The sequence below is a fragment of the Achromobacter spanius genome (assembly GCF_002812705.1).
GTDB classification, from domain to species: domain Bacteria; phylum Pseudomonadota; class Gammaproteobacteria; order Burkholderiales; family Burkholderiaceae_B; genus Achromobacter; species Achromobacter spanius.
Genome location: NZ_CP025030.1, coordinates 5,431,429 through 5,445,045, shown reverse-complemented (window position 1 = coordinate 5,445,045; position 13,617 = coordinate 5,431,429). Strand labels below are relative to the sequence as shown.

Annotated in this window: 15 protein-coding genes; 3 read left to right on the top strand and 12 right to left on the bottom strand. The window is 62.2% G+C overall.

The genetic code is table 11. From position 1 onward, the window contains the following. On the top strand, positions 1-1,125 hold the full coding sequence (bamC, locus tag CVS48_RS24670) for an outer membrane protein assembly factor BamC (RefSeq protein ID WP_167401051.1): 1,125 nt from the start codon (positions 1-3) through the stop codon (positions 1,123-1,125). A gap of 173 nt (positions 1,126-1,298) precedes the next feature. Here the strand turns inward: bamC and CVS48_RS24665 are convergent, their stop codons facing one another. From CVS48_RS24665 to mutS, 3 genes are all read right to left on the bottom strand, one after another. Next, positions 1,299-1,520, bottom strand: a complete 222-nt coding sequence (locus CVS48_RS24665) for an endopeptidase (RefSeq protein WP_100856740.1) — start codon at positions 1,518-1,520, stop codon at positions 1,299-1,301. Between the two features lie 217 nt (positions 1,521-1,737). Beyond that, entirely contained in the window at positions 1,738-2,931 is a 1,194-nt protein-coding gene (locus tag CVS48_RS24660) for a ribosomal protein uL16 3-hydroxylase (RefSeq protein WP_100856739.1), read from the bottom strand. Beyond that, complete coding sequence (mutS, locus tag CVS48_RS24655) at positions 2,928-5,600, bottom strand: DNA mismatch repair protein MutS (RefSeq protein WP_419191426.1); 2,673 nt, start codon at positions 5,598-5,600, stop codon at positions 2,928-2,930. The genes CVS48_RS24660 and mutS overlap by 4 nt, the downstream gene beginning before the upstream one ends. Positions 5,601-5,768: 168 nt before the next feature. Here mutS and CVS48_RS24650 point away from each other — a divergent pair, with 168 nt between their 5' ends. Continuing rightward, complete coding sequence (locus CVS48_RS24650; RefSeq protein ID WP_100856737.1) at positions 5,769-7,058, top strand: tyrosine-type recombinase/integrase; 1,290 nt, start codon at positions 5,769-5,771, stop codon at positions 7,056-7,058. Here the strand turns inward: CVS48_RS24650 and CVS48_RS24645 are convergent. The 5 genes from CVS48_RS24645 to CVS48_RS24625 all read right to left on the bottom strand — a co-directional run bounded on the left by CVS48_RS24645 (position 7,055) and on the right by CVS48_RS24625 (position 10,003). Beyond that, positions 7,055-7,303, bottom strand: a complete 249-nt coding sequence (locus CVS48_RS24645) for a helix-turn-helix transcriptional regulator (RefSeq protein ID WP_100856736.1) — start codon at positions 7,301-7,303, stop codon at positions 7,055-7,057. The genes CVS48_RS24650 and CVS48_RS24645 overlap by 4 nt on opposite strands. A 100-nt stretch (positions 7,304-7,403) precedes the next feature. Further along, complete coding sequence (locus tag CVS48_RS24640) at positions 7,404-8,186, bottom strand: DnaJ-like cysteine-rich domain-containing protein (RefSeq protein ID WP_100856735.1); 783 nt, start codon at positions 8,184-8,186, stop codon at positions 7,404-7,406. After that, on the bottom strand, positions 8,179-8,682 hold the full coding sequence (locus tag CVS48_RS24635) for a hypothetical protein (RefSeq protein WP_100856734.1): 504 nt from the start codon (positions 8,680-8,682) through the stop codon (positions 8,179-8,181). Before CVS48_RS24635 ends, CVS48_RS24640 begins: the two co-directional genes overlap by 8 nt. Beyond that, positions 8,682-9,080 carry a hypothetical protein gene (locus CVS48_RS29505; RefSeq protein WP_175121082.1) on the bottom strand — a complete coding sequence of 133 codons (399 nt, stop codon included), beginning with the start codon at positions 9,078-9,080 and terminating at the stop codon, positions 8,682-8,684. Before CVS48_RS29505 ends, CVS48_RS24635 begins: the two co-directional genes overlap by 1 nt. Then, positions 9,077-10,003 carry a ParB/RepB/Spo0J family partition protein gene (locus CVS48_RS24625; protein ID WP_100856733.1) on the bottom strand — a complete coding sequence of 309 codons (927 nt, stop codon included), beginning with the start codon at positions 10,001-10,003 and terminating at the stop codon, positions 9,077-9,079. The genes CVS48_RS29505 and CVS48_RS24625 overlap by 4 nt, the downstream gene beginning before the upstream one ends. Positions 10,004-10,006: 3 nt before the next feature. Here CVS48_RS24625 and CVS48_RS24620 point away from each other — a divergent pair, with 3 nt between their 5' ends. Then, complete coding sequence (locus CVS48_RS24620) at positions 10,007-10,375, top strand: hypothetical protein (RefSeq protein WP_126376281.1); 369 nt, start codon at positions 10,007-10,009, stop codon at positions 10,373-10,375. 6 nt (positions 10,376-10,381) lie between these two features. On the opposite strand, the gene CVS48_RS24615 is transcribed toward CVS48_RS24620, so the two are convergent. The 4 genes from CVS48_RS24615 to CVS48_RS29730 all read right to left on the bottom strand — a co-directional run bounded on the left by CVS48_RS24615 (position 10,382) and on the right by CVS48_RS29730 (position 13,362). Further along, positions 10,382-11,281, bottom strand: a complete 900-nt coding sequence (locus tag CVS48_RS24615; protein ID WP_100856731.1) for a recombination-associated protein RdgC — start codon at positions 11,279-11,281, stop codon at positions 10,382-10,384. A gap of 155 nt (positions 11,282-11,436) precedes the next feature. Beyond that, a complete protein-coding gene (locus CVS48_RS24610; RefSeq protein ID WP_100856730.1) occupies positions 11,437-11,673 on the bottom strand; it encodes a hypothetical protein in 237 nt (78 codons plus the stop codon). Then, positions 11,670-11,798, bottom strand: a complete 129-nt coding sequence (locus CVS48_RS29805; protein ID WP_269148805.1) for a hypothetical protein — start codon at positions 11,796-11,798, stop codon at positions 11,670-11,672. The genes CVS48_RS24610 and CVS48_RS29805 overlap by 4 nt, the downstream gene beginning before the upstream one ends. A 130-nt stretch (positions 11,799-11,928) precedes the next feature. Continuing rightward, positions 11,929-13,362, bottom strand: coding sequence for an HNH endonuclease (locus CVS48_RS29730; RefSeq protein ID WP_242001173.1), 1,434 nt, complete (start codon positions 13,360-13,362; stop codon positions 11,929-11,931). Between the last annotated feature and the right edge of the window lie 255 nt (positions 13,363-13,617).

The window sequence follows — 13,617 nt, the reverse complement described above, 5'->3', positions numbered from 1 at the left end:
ATGAACAAACGTCATGCCGGTTTGTCGGCATTGATGTCTCTGGTGTTGTTGGCCGGCTGCAGCGAGGTCAATCAATTCCTGGGCAATGAAGAATCTGTCGACTACAAGAGCGCCGTCACCCAGCGTGGAGAGCCTCTGAGCATCCCGCCGGATCTGACTCAAGCCAATAGCGACCCGCGTTATCGCGCGCCGGCGTCGGGCTCGACGACGTACTCGCAGTTCCAACAGCAGGGCCAGGCGCAAGCCACTGCCCCGAAAACCAGCAACGTGCTGCCGGGCCGCCAAGACATGCGGGTTGAGCGCGATGGCGACTTGCGCTGGCTGGTGGTTGACCGTGCACCGGAAGAAGTCTTCCCGCGCCTGGTCGACTTCTGGACCGAAAACGGCTTTACCGTGGCCAGCAACAACCCGGGCGCCGGCTTGATCGAAACCGACTGGGCGGAAAACCGCGCCAAGATTCCGGAAAGCTGGCTGCGCCAAGCATTGGGCGCTGTCCTGGAATCGGCTTGGGACAGCGGCGAGCGCGAGAAATTCCGCACCCGCGTCGAGCGCGTCAATGGTCACACCGAGGTCTACGTCAGCCATCGCCAGATGCTTGAAAAGCGCGTTGGCGCCGACGGCGGCCAGGTGCAGTGGCAGAACGGCCAGGAAGATCCGGGCTTGAATGCCGCCATGCTTGCCCGCATGATGGTCTACCTGGGTTCCGACGTGGACAGCGCCCGCAAGCTGGTGCAGCAGGCGGAAGCCTCGCCGCAGAAGCCCGCGGTGCAGGAAGACGTTCGCAGCCAAGGCTCTTCCTTGCTGGTGGCCGAATCGTTTGACCGCGCCTGGCGCCGTGTGGGCGTGGCCCTGGACGGCGGCGGTTTCGCCGTTGATGACCGCGACCGCTCCGCTGGCGACTACTTCGTCCGCTACGTCGATACCGACACGGGCGCGCAGAACGAGCAGCCGGGCTTCTTCAGCCGCATCTTCTCGGGCGACAAGAAGGCCGAAGCGCCGCAGTACCGCATCCACCTGGCCGCCACCGGCGACCAGACCACGGTGACGGTGCTGGACACCAACGGTGCGCGTGACAACAGCGCCACGGCTCAGCGCCTGCTGAGCGTCCTGAAGGACAAGATGTAAATCGCATCGGGCCGGCGCCTGCATGCCGGCCTGGAGCGCCAAGGCCCCCGATCTTCGGATCGGGGGCCTTTTTCATTATGGGCAGGCGGAAAAAATAGACGCAAAAAAACCCCGGCAACTTATTTGCCGAGGTCTTTCTGCGTCTTCAGAGCGGGGGTTCGTCTCTGTTTTTATTAAGACGCGGGCGTGGTCGAGCCGCCCGGGGTGGTCGAACCGCCGCCAGGGGTGGTGCCAGGCGCGGGGGCCGGAGCCGGCGAAGTGGCGGGCGGCGTGGTCGTGGGGGCGGGCGTGCTTGCCCCCGGGGTGGTCGCGGGCGCCGCGGCATCTTCCTTCTTGTTGCAAGCGCTGAGCGCAACGGCCAGCACCGAGGCAATAATCAAGGTTTTGCTCATCATTTTTGGACTCCTGTAGATGACGACTCTTGAAACCCCCTTAGGGGAAACCAGAACTCAGGCTACAGGAAGCCGACGCCGCAGCGCGTGTGAAAGTTAAAAAGGTCGCATCCGAACGGCAACAAACCTTTCAGCTTCGTGTTATGTCTTTCCGTATGTGTCCCTGGCCATGGATCTGATTGCGTTCTGTTCGAATCCGATACGTTGGCGTGTCGGGATACTACGTCGCCACGTAGTGAATCCAGCCGGAATCCAGCCAATCCGCCAAGCAGGAGCGTGCCTCGGGCGACAACTTGGCGCAAGCCGGATCAGCGCAGTCCAGGCGGCGGGCGTCCGCCAGCGTGCGCAGTGCCGCGTCGGCGGGCGTCATCGCGGTTTCACCATTGATGAAGAGCTGTTTGCCGCGATAGAGCATGCGGCTGCGGCGGTCCAGCACCAAGCGCCCCGATTCCGGCCAGGCCTCTTCCAGGTCCACATCAACGCTGTCCGCGGCGTCAAAGACGCTTTGATTGTGGGGTTCGGTCAGCCAGCAGCCCAAAAAGCGCGAGGCCAGCGCATCGTCAAAACGCAGCTTTTCAACCGTTTCCAGCGTGGCGGCCACCAGCGCATCGGGCAGGGCGGCAGGCGTGTCGACGGCGGGTTGGCCCGGGTCGCGGTACACCGCCGACAGCTTCGGGCCGGGCAGCGCCGGTTCGCCGTAAGGGCCGCCCAGCAAGCCCACACGCGCCATCACCTGGTCGGCCGCGGCTTCGAGCAGGCCGCGCGCCAGTATGGCCTGGGTAGGGGCGCGGAAACCGATCGAGATGGTCATGCAGCCGTCGCCCACGGCGACGCCGTCGTGCGCGGCCTGGGGCGGCAGATACAGCATGTCGCCGGGCGACAGCACCGCTTTTTCCTCTGGCTGGAAATTGCTGAGGATCTTCAAGGGCAGACCGGGTTCCAGCGACAGGTCTTTCTGGCGGCCGTAACGCCATTCGCGTTCACCCGCGGCTTGCAGCAGGAAGACGTCATAGCTGTCGAAGTGCGGACCCACGCCGCCGCCATGGCTGGCGATGCTGACCATCACGTCGTCAAGCCGGGCGTCGGGAATGAAGCGGAACAGGCCCATCAATTCAGACGCCGCGTCGCTGAGCAGATCCACGCTTTGCACCAGCAGCGTCCAGTCGCCCTCGTTGTCCTTGGGCAGGCGCGCGAAGGGGCCATTTTCCATTTGCCATTCGCCGTTCTCGCGCCAGATCAGGCGCGATTCCACGTCGTCGCGCCGCGCCAGCTTCTTGATGGCGGCGATGGCCAGGGGCGGCTTGAAGCCGGGAATGGCCTGGCGGATCAGCAGCGGCTTGCGCTGCCAGTAGCGACGCATGAAGTCGTTGGGGCTTTGGTTGCCCAAGAGCGGCAGGGGTTGGTCGAGGTTCATTGAAGGTGCTTCTTCAGGCGGTAAAGGGCGTCCAGCGCTTCGCGCGGGGTGAGGCTGTCGGGGTCGATGGTGGCAAGCTCTTCGCGCAGCGCGTCCAGCGCTTCGATGGCGTCGTGCCGCTCGGCCTGGGCATAGGCTTGCGCGTCGGCATCGGCCGCGGCCGAGAACAAGCCCAACTGCGGGGTCGGCGCGCCTTGCGCTTCCAGCCGTTCAAGCTCGCGCGTGGCCTGGCGGATGACCGCCGCCGGCACGCCGGCGCGTTGGGCCACTTGAATCCCGTAGCTGCGGCTGGCGGGGCCTTCGCGCACTTCGTGCAGGAACACGATGCCCGCGGCGGATTCCGCGGCGGCCAGGTGCACGTTGGCCGACGCGGGTTGTTCGGCCGGCAGGCGCGTCAGTTCAAAGTAGTGGGTGGCGAACAGCGTCAGCGCGCGGTTGTGCGCCAGCAAGCGGCAGGCGATGGCCCACGCCAGCGCCAGGCCGTCGTAGGTGGACGTGCCACGGCCGATCTCGTCCATCAGCACCAGGCTGTTGGGCGTGCTGGCCGACAGGATGGCGGCGGCCTCGGTCATTTCCATCATGAAGGTCGAACGCCCGCCCGCCAGGTCATCGGCGGCGCCGATGCGGGTAAAGATGCGGTCGATCTTGCCGACGCGGGCCCGCGCGGCCGGCACGAAGCTGCCGATGCGCGCCAGCAGCACAATCAACGCCACCTGCCGCATGTAGGTCGACTTACCGCCCATGTTCGGGCCGGTGATCAGCAGCATGCGGCGCGCCGGATCCAGCCGGCAACCGTTGGGGGTGAAGCGTTCAATGGCGTGTTCCACCACGGGGTGGCGGCCGGCGTCGATGTCGATGTCGGCGTTTTCGGACAGATCAGGCGCGATCCAGTCGTGGCGGCGCGCATGTTCGCCCAACGCCGCCAGCGTGTCCAGCTCGGCCAGCGCGGCGGCGCAGTCCGACAAGGGCCGCACGTGTTCGGCCAGCACGTCCAGCAATTGCTCGAACAGCCATTTCTCGCGCGCCAGGGAACGGTCCTGCGCGGACAAGACCTTGTCTTCCCAGGCCTTGAGTTCGGGCGTGATGTAGCGTTCGGCGTTTTTCAGCGTCTGGCGGCGGCGGTAGTCTTCCGGCACCTTGGCCGTCTGGCCCTTGCTGACTTCAATATAGAAGCCATGCACGCGGTTGAATTCCACGCGCAGGTTGCTGATGCCGGTGCGCTCGCGTTCGCGGGCTTCCAGTTGCACCAGAAAATCGCCGCCATCGGCCGCCAGGCCGCGCAGCTCGTCAAGTTCGGCATCAAAGCCCGTGGCCAGCACGCCGCCGTCGCGGATGGCGACGGCCGGTTCCGGCGCAATGGCGCGCACCAGCAGCGCGGCCAGCGCCGGGTCCACCGACAGGTGCGAGAACAACTCACCCAGGCGCGGCGATCCCGCCATGGGTTCGACCAGGTCGCGCAGCGCGGGCAGCGATTGCAGGGCATCGCGCAGGCTGGCCAGTTCACGTGGGCGCACCGAGCGCAGCGCCAGGCGTGCGGCGATGCGTTCGATGTCCGGGAAGGCGTTCAGCGCGGCGCGCAGCGCTTCCAGCAAGCCGGCCGACCCAAACGTTTGTTCCACGTCCATGCGGCCGGCCAACAGCGCCGAAATGGCCTGCTGGCGAGCCAGCGCCTGTTCGTTCTCGCGCAAGGGATGATGCAGCCAGCGGCGCAGCAGGCGGCTGCCCATGGGGGTGCGGCAGCCGTCCAGCAGCGAGAACAGCGTGGGCGCGTCTTCGCCCGACAGCGTTTGCGTCAGTTCCAGGTTGCGGCGGGTGACCGGGTCCAGCAGCACATACTGGCCCGGGCGTTCGGCCGACAGGCTTTGCACGTGCGCCAGCGCCTGCGATTGCGTGCGCGCCGCATAGCGCAGCAAGGCGCCGGCGGCGCAAATGCCGGCCGGCATGTCTTCAATATCGAAGCCCGCCAGGGTATCGGTCTTGAAGTGCGCCAGCAGATGCGCGCGCGCGCCGTCGCTTTCAAAGTGCCAGTCCGGCACGCGCGAGCGCGCGCCTTCAAAGGGAAATTCAAAGACGGCGTTGTCGGCGCAAATGATCTCGGCGGGCGCAATGCGATGCAGCTCGGATTCCAGTTGGGCCGGCGCGCATTCGGTGACGCGGAATTCGCCGCTGGCCAGGTTCAGCCAGGCCAGGCCGGCGCGCGGCGCACGGGCATTGCCGGACACGAACACGGCGGCCAGCGCGCGGTCGGCCTTGGCGGGCAGCAGCGCGTCGTCGGTCAAGGTGCCGGGGGTGACGATGCGCACGATGCGGCGTTCGACCGGCCCCTTGGACGCGGCGGGGTCACCAATCTGTTCGCAGATGGCGATGGACTCGCCCATGGCGACCAGCCGCGCCAGGTATTGCTCCATGGCGTGTACGGGCAGGCCGGCCATGGGGATGGGCGTGCCGTTGGACGAACCCCGCTTGGTCAGCGTGAGGTTGAGCAGGCGCGCGCCGCGCTCGGCGTCTTCGTAGAACATTTCATAGAAGTCGCCCATGCGGTAGAAGAGCAGCAAGGGGCCAGCCTCCGCTTTCAAGCGAAGGTACTGCTGCATCATGGGGGTGTGGCCTGCAAGCTGACTATCGGTTTCAGCCCGCGATTTCGGCGTTGTGCCTTGTGCTTCGTGCATTTCCAGGGGGAAGGTGGGGTAAGTGGAATTTGCTCAATGGCCCAGCAACGCCCATCAAAACCTGCCAACACTTGGTGGTTTGGCGTAGCTTTTTGGGGTGTCGAATTGAGAAGTTACGCCGCTTCGTTTAGGATTCTGAAAAACCTACGCCAGAGGACTCTACCCTTCATGCAATTCGACGCGCGCGCCGCAAAGCTGCTTGAGCCAGGCCGACACATTACCATTGATGGCTATCCTGGGCTGCGCCTGGAGGCTACCGCTACGGCGCGGGCTTGGACCTATCGCTACAAGAGCCCAGTTGACGGCAGAATGCGCCAGAAGAAGTTGGGGCGTTGGCCTGCGATGTCATTCGCCGCAGCCGTAGTCGAGTGGGAAAACTTACGCCAGAAACGTGATGCCGGTCTAGATGTCGCGGTTGAGGCAAAGCAGGAGCGCCAGGCTGCACAGATGGCTGCGGCAGCAGCACGTGAGAAGGCGAAGGGGGCGTTGACGGTGTCCGACGCCTGCGACCTCTACTATGCGGGCCACATTAAGCACCACCGGGCCGAGAAGGGCCAGATCGAGATTCACCGCATATTCAGGACGATGCTGGGTGACTTGGCGAACAAGCCCGCCGAAGGGGTGACGCGGGCGGACGCATTCGCACTAATTGGATCGTTTGCCCACATTCCGGTGCAGGCCCAGATCCTGCGCCGTGAGTTGGGGGCGGCCTGGGACTATTGCCATGACGCCGGCAAGCTGGCAGAGACCGTGCCCAATTGGTGGCGTGCGATCCTGCGCGGAAAGCTGAAATCGAAAGGAAAGGCGATCAACGGCAAGAAGGTTGGCGTAAATAAGCGGGTCCTGTCGCCGAAGGAGGCCGGGGAGCTAATTGCCTGGCTTCCGAATTTTTCGCGCGATGTGGAGGACTTTTTGACGCTGTATCTCTGGACTTGCGCCAGAGGGGCCGAGATCGGTGCTATCGAAGCCGAGGAAATCGCGGACGAAGCGGACGGGCTGTGGTGGACCGTACCGAAAGAAAAAACAAAAAACGCAAAGCGACCAGAAGCCACGGATTTCCGCGTTCCTCTGGTCGGTCGTGCTGAGCAGGTAGTGAGGCGGCGGCTCGCTGCGCTGGAAACGGGCTACCTGTTCCCTTCTTACGGCAAATCGGGCCATTGGGAACAAAAGTCAGTTCAGACTCGTGTCTACTACCAACAGCCTTACAGCCAAACTGCGCCAGATAGGAAGCGGGAACGGTTGACGGTGACGCACTGGGCGCCGCATGACCTGCGGCGCACGTCCCGAACATTTCTCGCTTCCCTCGGTTGCCCGCGTGAAGTGGGCGAAGTAATACTGGGTCATATGCTGCCAGGAGTCGAGGGGGTGTACAACCGGCATGCCTACGACAAGGAACGTCGGGTGTGGCTCGGGCGCCTTTCGAAGTACCTGGAAAAGCTGGCCACCGGCCGAAGCTAGTTTCCCCCTGCAACTTTGCTTTTGCGCGCGCCAGTGTTCTTCGGTGGCAGCATTTCGGACCGGGGGCGGCTGAGCGCCCATTCCATGATTTCCAAATAGAGATAGCCGACGCGGCGGCCCGACAGTTCACGAGGCGCGGGAAACTCGCCCCTGGCGACCATGCCTTGGATGGTCGATTCGGCAAGCGTGGTGATCGACGCCACCGTAGGCAGGTCGATGTATACGGGTTCAATTCGAAGCTCCATATTGGGTTTCTCCTGCTGGGGGCGGCGTGGCATCAACGTAGCCATCGACCCCCAGGCGTTTATTTGTTTGGGCGGCTCGGTCTGCGGCCTGTGAAGTGGGTCAGCCATTGGCGCAGCCGTCCTTGTCAGCCTGGGTCTTTTCGGCTTGCCACTTCCGGTAACGTTCCAGGCTTCCCTTCGCGCTTGCGTTCGGCGGCGTGATGCCCTGATGGTTGTCCAGCCACGCCTGCACCTCGCCACCTGACCACATCTTTCGCAGGCGCGCCGGGAACACGATGCGCTCTGCTTTGGTGGCCTTGGGGGCGGTGTGGCCGTAGCGAGCCAAGGCGATGCGGGCGCCTTTCAGTGCCCATTCACCGCCAGGACCGAGCGATGCAGGGAAGCAGGCGTAGAGGTCGGCATCGGTGGGCGTGTCCTGGGCAGCGCTGAACTGTGGCGTGGGAAGGAGGGGCAGCCACGCGCCGGACCGCCTGCGCACATCTTCAATGTGGTCGTTGTGGATCGGCCCCTCATAGCCACCATCGGAGCGCGGTCGATACCAAAACAGCGCCTCCCCGGCTACAGGGGCGCTTGCCACCACCCCGGATCCTTCGCAATGCGGGCATTCTCCCTGAACGTCGTAGGCGTCCGGGCCATTGCCGCTGAGGCGCAGAATTGTCCCGTTTCCCGTACAGCGAGGGCATTGCCGCACCACTGCATCGGCCACCGGCTCGTCCGCCTGCACGCCCTCCGCGCGCAGCTTGGACAGCAGGGCGTGTTCCACATCTTTCATCAGCGCATTTATGTCACGCCGACAAGGATGGTCATGGGAGAAATAGCGGGCGAACAGATGTTCTCGTTCCTGATCCGTCAGCCCAGGCTGGGCGGCGTTGCTCTCAGTCATGGCTTTCCTTGGTGGTGGGCTGGGCGGCAAGCTGCGCTCTCAGCGAGTTGAAAACGTCCCGAAAGGTCGCGTATTGGTCTTGAGACGGGATTCCCGAAAGGTAGCGATGGCCGATCTGGCCGTTGTCCATCAGCGCGATGCGTGCCTTATCAACCCCGGCCACGAAGAAGAAGCGCGGATGCTTGCGCCACTGCGTCAGCACGCCTGACCCTATGGCGGCTTTGATCGGCTCCGGAAGAGCGACAGAATCGACCGTTGAAATCTTGGTCTCTTCCCGCTCTATCGCGCTTTTCGTCTTTTCGATGGAAGCGTTCAGCGCCCGCAGTGAGTCGTTTTGCCGCTCCCATTTGCCAAGGGTGGCCGCACCATTCGCCTTGTCATTGAGCGGTTGGCCATTAGCCGACCTGACGTCGCCCATGTGCGCCATGAGCTTTTCGTCAAATAGCGCAGTCTTCTTGGCCAGCGAGGCTTTCAAGACCTCAATGCGGCTGCCCATCACGCCTCTCCCTTCTGCTGGGCAATGGCGGCGTCGATGTTTACCGGGTCGAACAGTTCGTGTGCCGCGTCAAAGTCGATCCAGTTGCCCGACCGATCTTCGACCCGCTTTACGCCACCGCTCGGGCCAATCCAGAAGCTGTACCGTTGCAGGGCGCACAGGCCTTTACGCACAGCCTCAAAGGCCGCATCGCGGTCGCCCAGCGCATCGTCGGCAGGGGTAGCGGGATTGGCGCTCGACGCAGCGGTGTCGTCTTGCCGAACGACGGCTGAGACCTTGGAGCCCAGTTCCATCCAGCGTTTGGCAACGGTCACGGAATCCGTAAAGAGGGCGGGGAAGGTGCCGTCGCAGTACCAGCCGATGATGGGCTGCTGGCCTGTATTGCAGGTGGCGGTCATGGCGTCGCGCCCTGCTCGGAGGGGATTTCGGCCTGGCCGGCAGCAGCTGCGGCTTCGGTCTGACGGCGCTGCTTTTCGGCTTGCTTGGCGCGGACGGTTTCGACAGCACCGTGAGCGTCGAACAGATCGATAAGCGCGGAGGCCGGAATGGTGATCGTCTCGCTGGCTACGCGACCTTCCTTGATGTCCACAAGGGTTGCGCGCTGGTTGGCGTCCAGTCCCTTGATGAAGGCGTCCACGCCGCTGATGAGCGGGGATACGACCTTGCGGGGCAGGGCGCGGCCGTGGATGCTGCTGGGCGTCACCCTGGACTTGCCGGTGGCCTTGGCCTTTTCAAGCTGGGATTGCAGAAAGGCGCCGGCGGCTTCGCCATGCTTGGCGATTGCTTCGATGGCAGTAGACGCCTTGACCGCGCCGGAAAGCACCAGTGCGTGTACGTCGCTGTTGGCGTGGGCCAGGCTGATCATCTTTGCGACCCACTGCGGGGACACCTGTTCAAGGCGGGCAATGCGCTCGTTGTCCCACCTGAAGCCGGCCAGCTTGGCATACCCAAAAGCCGTTTCCAGTGGCAGGAGGTGACGGCCCTTGGCGCTGCTGATGACGCGGGCGGTACGGTCGGCGTCGTTGCCGACGAATGCCATCACGTCTATCCAGACGACCCCATCGTCATCCTGAAGCGGCGCGCCTGCGGCAATCGCTCTACCAATCTGTATGTGACGGCGGTGCCCTTCAACGATCCAGACGCCGCCTTCGTTGCGCGGGCGGACTTCCAGCGGCGGAAGCGGGCCGCCGGCCATGATGTGCTGAAACAGGCTTTCGTCGTCGGCCTCGGCCTTTTCGCGCTCTTCGCCTTCCAGCAGTTCGATAGGGGTGCGCAGGTTAAAGCCGGGTTCGACATACAGGTCTTCGTAGCGGACCTGCATAGCGTGGGCGCGCTTGATTTCTCTGTTGAGAATCTTTTGCCTAAAAGAGACAGGCGCGGTGGATTGATCGGACATGGAAAATCGTCAATGGGATACGATTTAGAAACGGACTACCAAAGGGGCGGGGTGATGGATAAGGAATTCGATTACCAGGGGCACCGCGTTTACGTGCGCGTCCGCGAGGTGTCGGGCGAGATGCCTGGCTTCACCACCGGCCTGTGGCGGGCGAATGTGACCGTGCAGCCCGAAGGGGCGGACTGGGTACAGGTCGGGAACGGGTTGGAATTCGCTGATTCCGTTTCGGCCTACGAAGACGGCGAGGCAAGGGGAAAGGCTTTTGTTGACGGCTTGGCCCCGCTTAAAGTCGTTTGAGGTTCGTTAGATTCGCTTTTCGCCGCCCAGGGCATCGACCAGTTCGGCCAGGAGCTTTGCCAGTTCGCCGGTCATGAGGGTCATGTCTGAATCGAATTTCTCGTCGTCGTTGGAGGCGACACCCTCGGCACCTTCCTTGAGCACGTCCAGAGGTGATATGCGCTTGATGTCCAGCGCTTCGGTCAGGACAAACGAGATCCGGTCGGCCCAGGTCAAGGCGAGGCGGGTGCATTGCTTGCCAGACTGGATGTGCCGGCGCGCGTCTTCCGCATCGATGGAGTGCTTCACGTAGCGGACTGCTGCGCCGCTTTCGCCCGATGACCGGAGTTCGGTGTCCTGGTCGATGCTGAAGTTGTTGGGCGCTTCATCTTCGGCCAGCCAGCCGGTCATGGCCGCCGCCGGGGACTGTGCGACGTACAGGTTTTCCAGTGGGAACGGATCAATGCATTTGGCGAGGATTCCGATTACCTCGTCGGCCCTGGCGGAGGCGACTGCGTCAATTACAACCCAGTGATTCAGCGGGTCGATCCACACGCGGGTATCGCGGTAGATGCTGAACGCGCGGGGCAGTAGCTCGTCGGTAACGCGCTCCTTGATTTCCTTCATCTGCTTCTTGCCGGGCCTGTAGCCCTGCTGATCTTCGATTTCCTGGGCGCGGAACTTCGCCACCTGGTTGATGACCGTGGCGGGGAGCAGCTTCTTTTCGGCGCGCAGCGACAGCAGAATCTGCCCGTTCACGACGTGGGCCAAGCCGCCGTTCTCGCGGGGCGGAACCCATCCGATGGACTGTATTTCCAAGTTGTTGCCGGGCTGGAATGCTTGGCGCGCCAGAGCGGCTTCCAGGTCATCGCCGAACAACGTCCAGGCGGCCGAGAGGTGGTAAATCTTGAGATTTCTGAACCACATGGGGAACTCCGTTTAAATGGGTTTCTGCGCGCTTCGGGGCTTCCTAGGAGCGCGGGGTTTCACTTGCCTGACCTCGGAGGCAGGAATGCGACGGCGGGGTAGCGGAATCGGCGGCCACCAGCCTGCGCGGTCCCGCACGATGAATTCAATGCCGTTCATATCGCGACGCTCAGGAGCCAGCCGAGGATCTGACGGCCGAAGAGGACGAATGCCGCAAAGCCGAGGCCGGCGGCCCAAGCCCACAGAGCGGGAATGTCCGCGTCCTGGCTCCAATTGCCCCGGCCTGCGTGGTCACGCGGGGCGATAAGGTTGGTCAGCTTGCACGCCGCCTGCGTGATGGACGGCAGCTTGCGGCGGCGCGCGGCAGGCGCGATTGCAGTGATTGCGTTCATGTTGCTTTCCAAGGATCGGCCGCGACATAGCGGCGGTTGAGGTATTCGCAGGCGGGGACCAGGGCCACCGCCGCCAAGGCGAGCAGGGCCAGGCCCCACCAGATGGCGGGGATGGTTGAAGGCATGGGGATGTGCGCGGACGCGCGCTGAAGTGGGGCTGCTATGGACGGCCGACTTCTAAAGGTCGGCCATCGTCACTCAAGATTTGCTCGAAGATGTGCGGGTATACGTTGAAGGGCTTGAGCGCGGCTCCTCCTAGCCGAAGTGCATCTCCCGATGGCAATTGGGGCATAACGCTATCGCATTCTGCACAGTGTCCTCGCCTCCGTCAGCCAAACGCATCTTGTGGTGTACTTCCAGGTAGGGCTCATTCTTAGCTTTGCCGATAAAAGGTGCGGGTTGTTGGCATTCTTCGCAATGTCCTTGCGCACGTTCCAGCACCTCCACAATCACATCGGCGTTGCGTATAAAGGCTGTAGCTCGAACAACGACACGAGGCGGCTTCTTCGGTGCAGCTTCAAGCCGTGCCAATCTATCAGTGCGGGAGCTTGCGAGGGCTGCTGCCACCCGTGCGGTAAGATCGTTTTCCAAGAAGCCTAGCTCCGCCACAACTTCCGTTGGTTGTGAGTCGCAAAGCGCAAGATCGAACCATCGAGAACCATCGGGTTCAGCGTGGTGGCCCGCATAGGCGAAGGTCCCTTGGTAGGTAAAGGGCGTCGAATCCGATGATCGGACGAACGTTAAGATCGGAATGTTCGGATTTTGGAGAATGGCCGCGTTGGCCTTGAAGTGTTCTCCGAACTCTTGCTTGCTGTTTCGCGTGATGGCCTTGAAGTAGTACTTCAGGCGACGTGAGGGTTCGAGCCATTCATTAGCATAGGCGCCACCGCTTAACGTCGCCTTGATGACCACAAGCGCCGCAGTGCCGGTTGCAGGTAGGACGAACATTCCTCCTGCGCGGGTATCGTAGTTCTTCGTAAAGATGAGAATGTCGTATGGCGAGTACGGTTCACCGATGACGAAGTCGCTGGGGCGAGTGCAGTCATTGAGCCAAGGCTGAAAGCGCTCGGCAAACTCGGCCTTGACGTCTTCAAAAGTCAGAAGTCCGCACGCCTTCATTTCGAGGTAGATGGCGTCATTCTGGTCTTCACTGAATCGCTGTAAATAGTTAAATAAGTCTCCGACGCGCTTGAACTTCTGGAGCCAGATATCGGAGTGTTTAACCTTATCCTTGAGCTCAGAACTTAGCTTGGCACTGCTTAACGCTGGGCGCTGAACTCTGTCCATAATGAAATTGCGAGCAGCATCAATGTTCGTGAGCTCGGACGGGGCGTTGGACGAAGAACTTTGGGCCAGCACTTCCAGTGGCTTCAAGAGTGCGGTTGAGACAAGATGGGCCAAATCTGACGTAATTCTGTAGCCTTGTACATTTTTCCCTCGCTGGATTGAAAGAGATCCTGTCATTTGCCGCTGGTCGTCATCGGTACGTACGCGCAGCCTATAGCCCTCGAAGACTGCGCCTCGGATAGCCTCCTCAATGGTCTTGACAAAGATCGAGCGCCGGCTTTGATCGCTATCGCTACCTGTGCGCAGGACAAAGTGGCCTTTACCTTCCCCAAACGTGGCTTTGAATGGGTAGCGAGGACGTCCTGAACTGTCGATGATGGCGAAGCGTTTGTCGAAAGTCACTTTTGAGGTTGTCCTATAGAGGATTGAGAAAATTACCTTCTATTTTCTATGAAATACGTCTTTGAGATGATCCGAAGGTTCGAGCCTCCGAACAAGGTATCAGCGGTGCAGGGTTACTTGCTAATGTCGTTGCCAAAATTGGCGACATCCAGCAGTTCTTCAAGAAAGCGGATGATGAAATCAAACATGACGTTGTTCCGAGGTTTGGGTTAGATTGTTGATAGACCGCGTCTGAATAGGTCTTGACCCCCGTGT

Bases quoted from the DNA above. Each gene is read 5' to 3' on its own strand.
- CVS48_RS24650 (WP_100856737.1), top strand. From the start codon at position 5,769: ATGCAATTCGACGCGCGCGCCGCAAAGCTGCTTGAGCCAGGCCGACAC.
- bamC (WP_167401051.1), top strand. From the start codon at position 1: ATGAACAAACGTCATGCCGGTTTGTCGGCATTGATGTCTCTGGTGTTG.
- CVS48_RS24645 (WP_100856736.1), bottom strand. From the start codon at position 7,303: ATGGAGCTTCGAATTGAACCCGTATACATCGACCTGCCTACGGTGGCG.
- CVS48_RS24625 (WP_100856733.1), bottom strand. From the start codon at position 10,003: ATGCAGGTCCGCTACGAAGACCTGTATGTCGAACCCGGCTTTAACCTG.
- CVS48_RS24615 (WP_100856731.1), bottom strand. From the start codon at position 11,281: ATGTGGTTCAGAAATCTCAAGATTTACCACCTCTCGGCCGCCTGGACG.
- CVS48_RS24665 (WP_100856740.1), bottom strand. From the start codon at position 1,520: ATGATGAGCAAAACCTTGATTATTGCCTCGGTGCTGGCCGTTGCGCTC.
- CVS48_RS24635 (WP_100856734.1), bottom strand. From the start codon at position 8,682: ATGGGCAGCCGCATTGAGGTCTTGAAAGCCTCGCTGGCCAAGAAGACT.
- CVS48_RS29805 (WP_269148805.1), bottom strand. From the start codon at position 11,798: ATGCCTTCAACCATCCCCGCCATCTGGTGGGGCCTGGCCCTGCTCGCC.
- CVS48_RS29505 (WP_175121082.1), bottom strand. From the start codon at position 9,080: ATGACCGCCACCTGCAATACAGGCCAGCAGCCCATCATCGGCTGGTAC.
- CVS48_RS24610 (WP_100856730.1), bottom strand. From the start codon at position 11,673: ATGAACGCAATCACTGCAATCGCGCCTGCCGCGCGCCGCCGCAAGCTG.
- CVS48_RS24640 (WP_100856735.1), bottom strand. From the start codon at position 8,186: ATGACTGAGAGCAACGCCGCCCAGCCTGGGCTGACGGATCAGGAACGA.
- mutS (WP_419191426.1), bottom strand. From the start codon at position 5,600: ATGCACGAAGCACAAGGCACAACGCCGAAATCGCGGGCTGAAACCGAT.
- CVS48_RS24660 (WP_100856739.1), bottom strand. From the start codon at position 2,931: ATGAACCTCGACCAACCCCTGCCGCTCTTGGGCAACCAAAGCCCCAAC.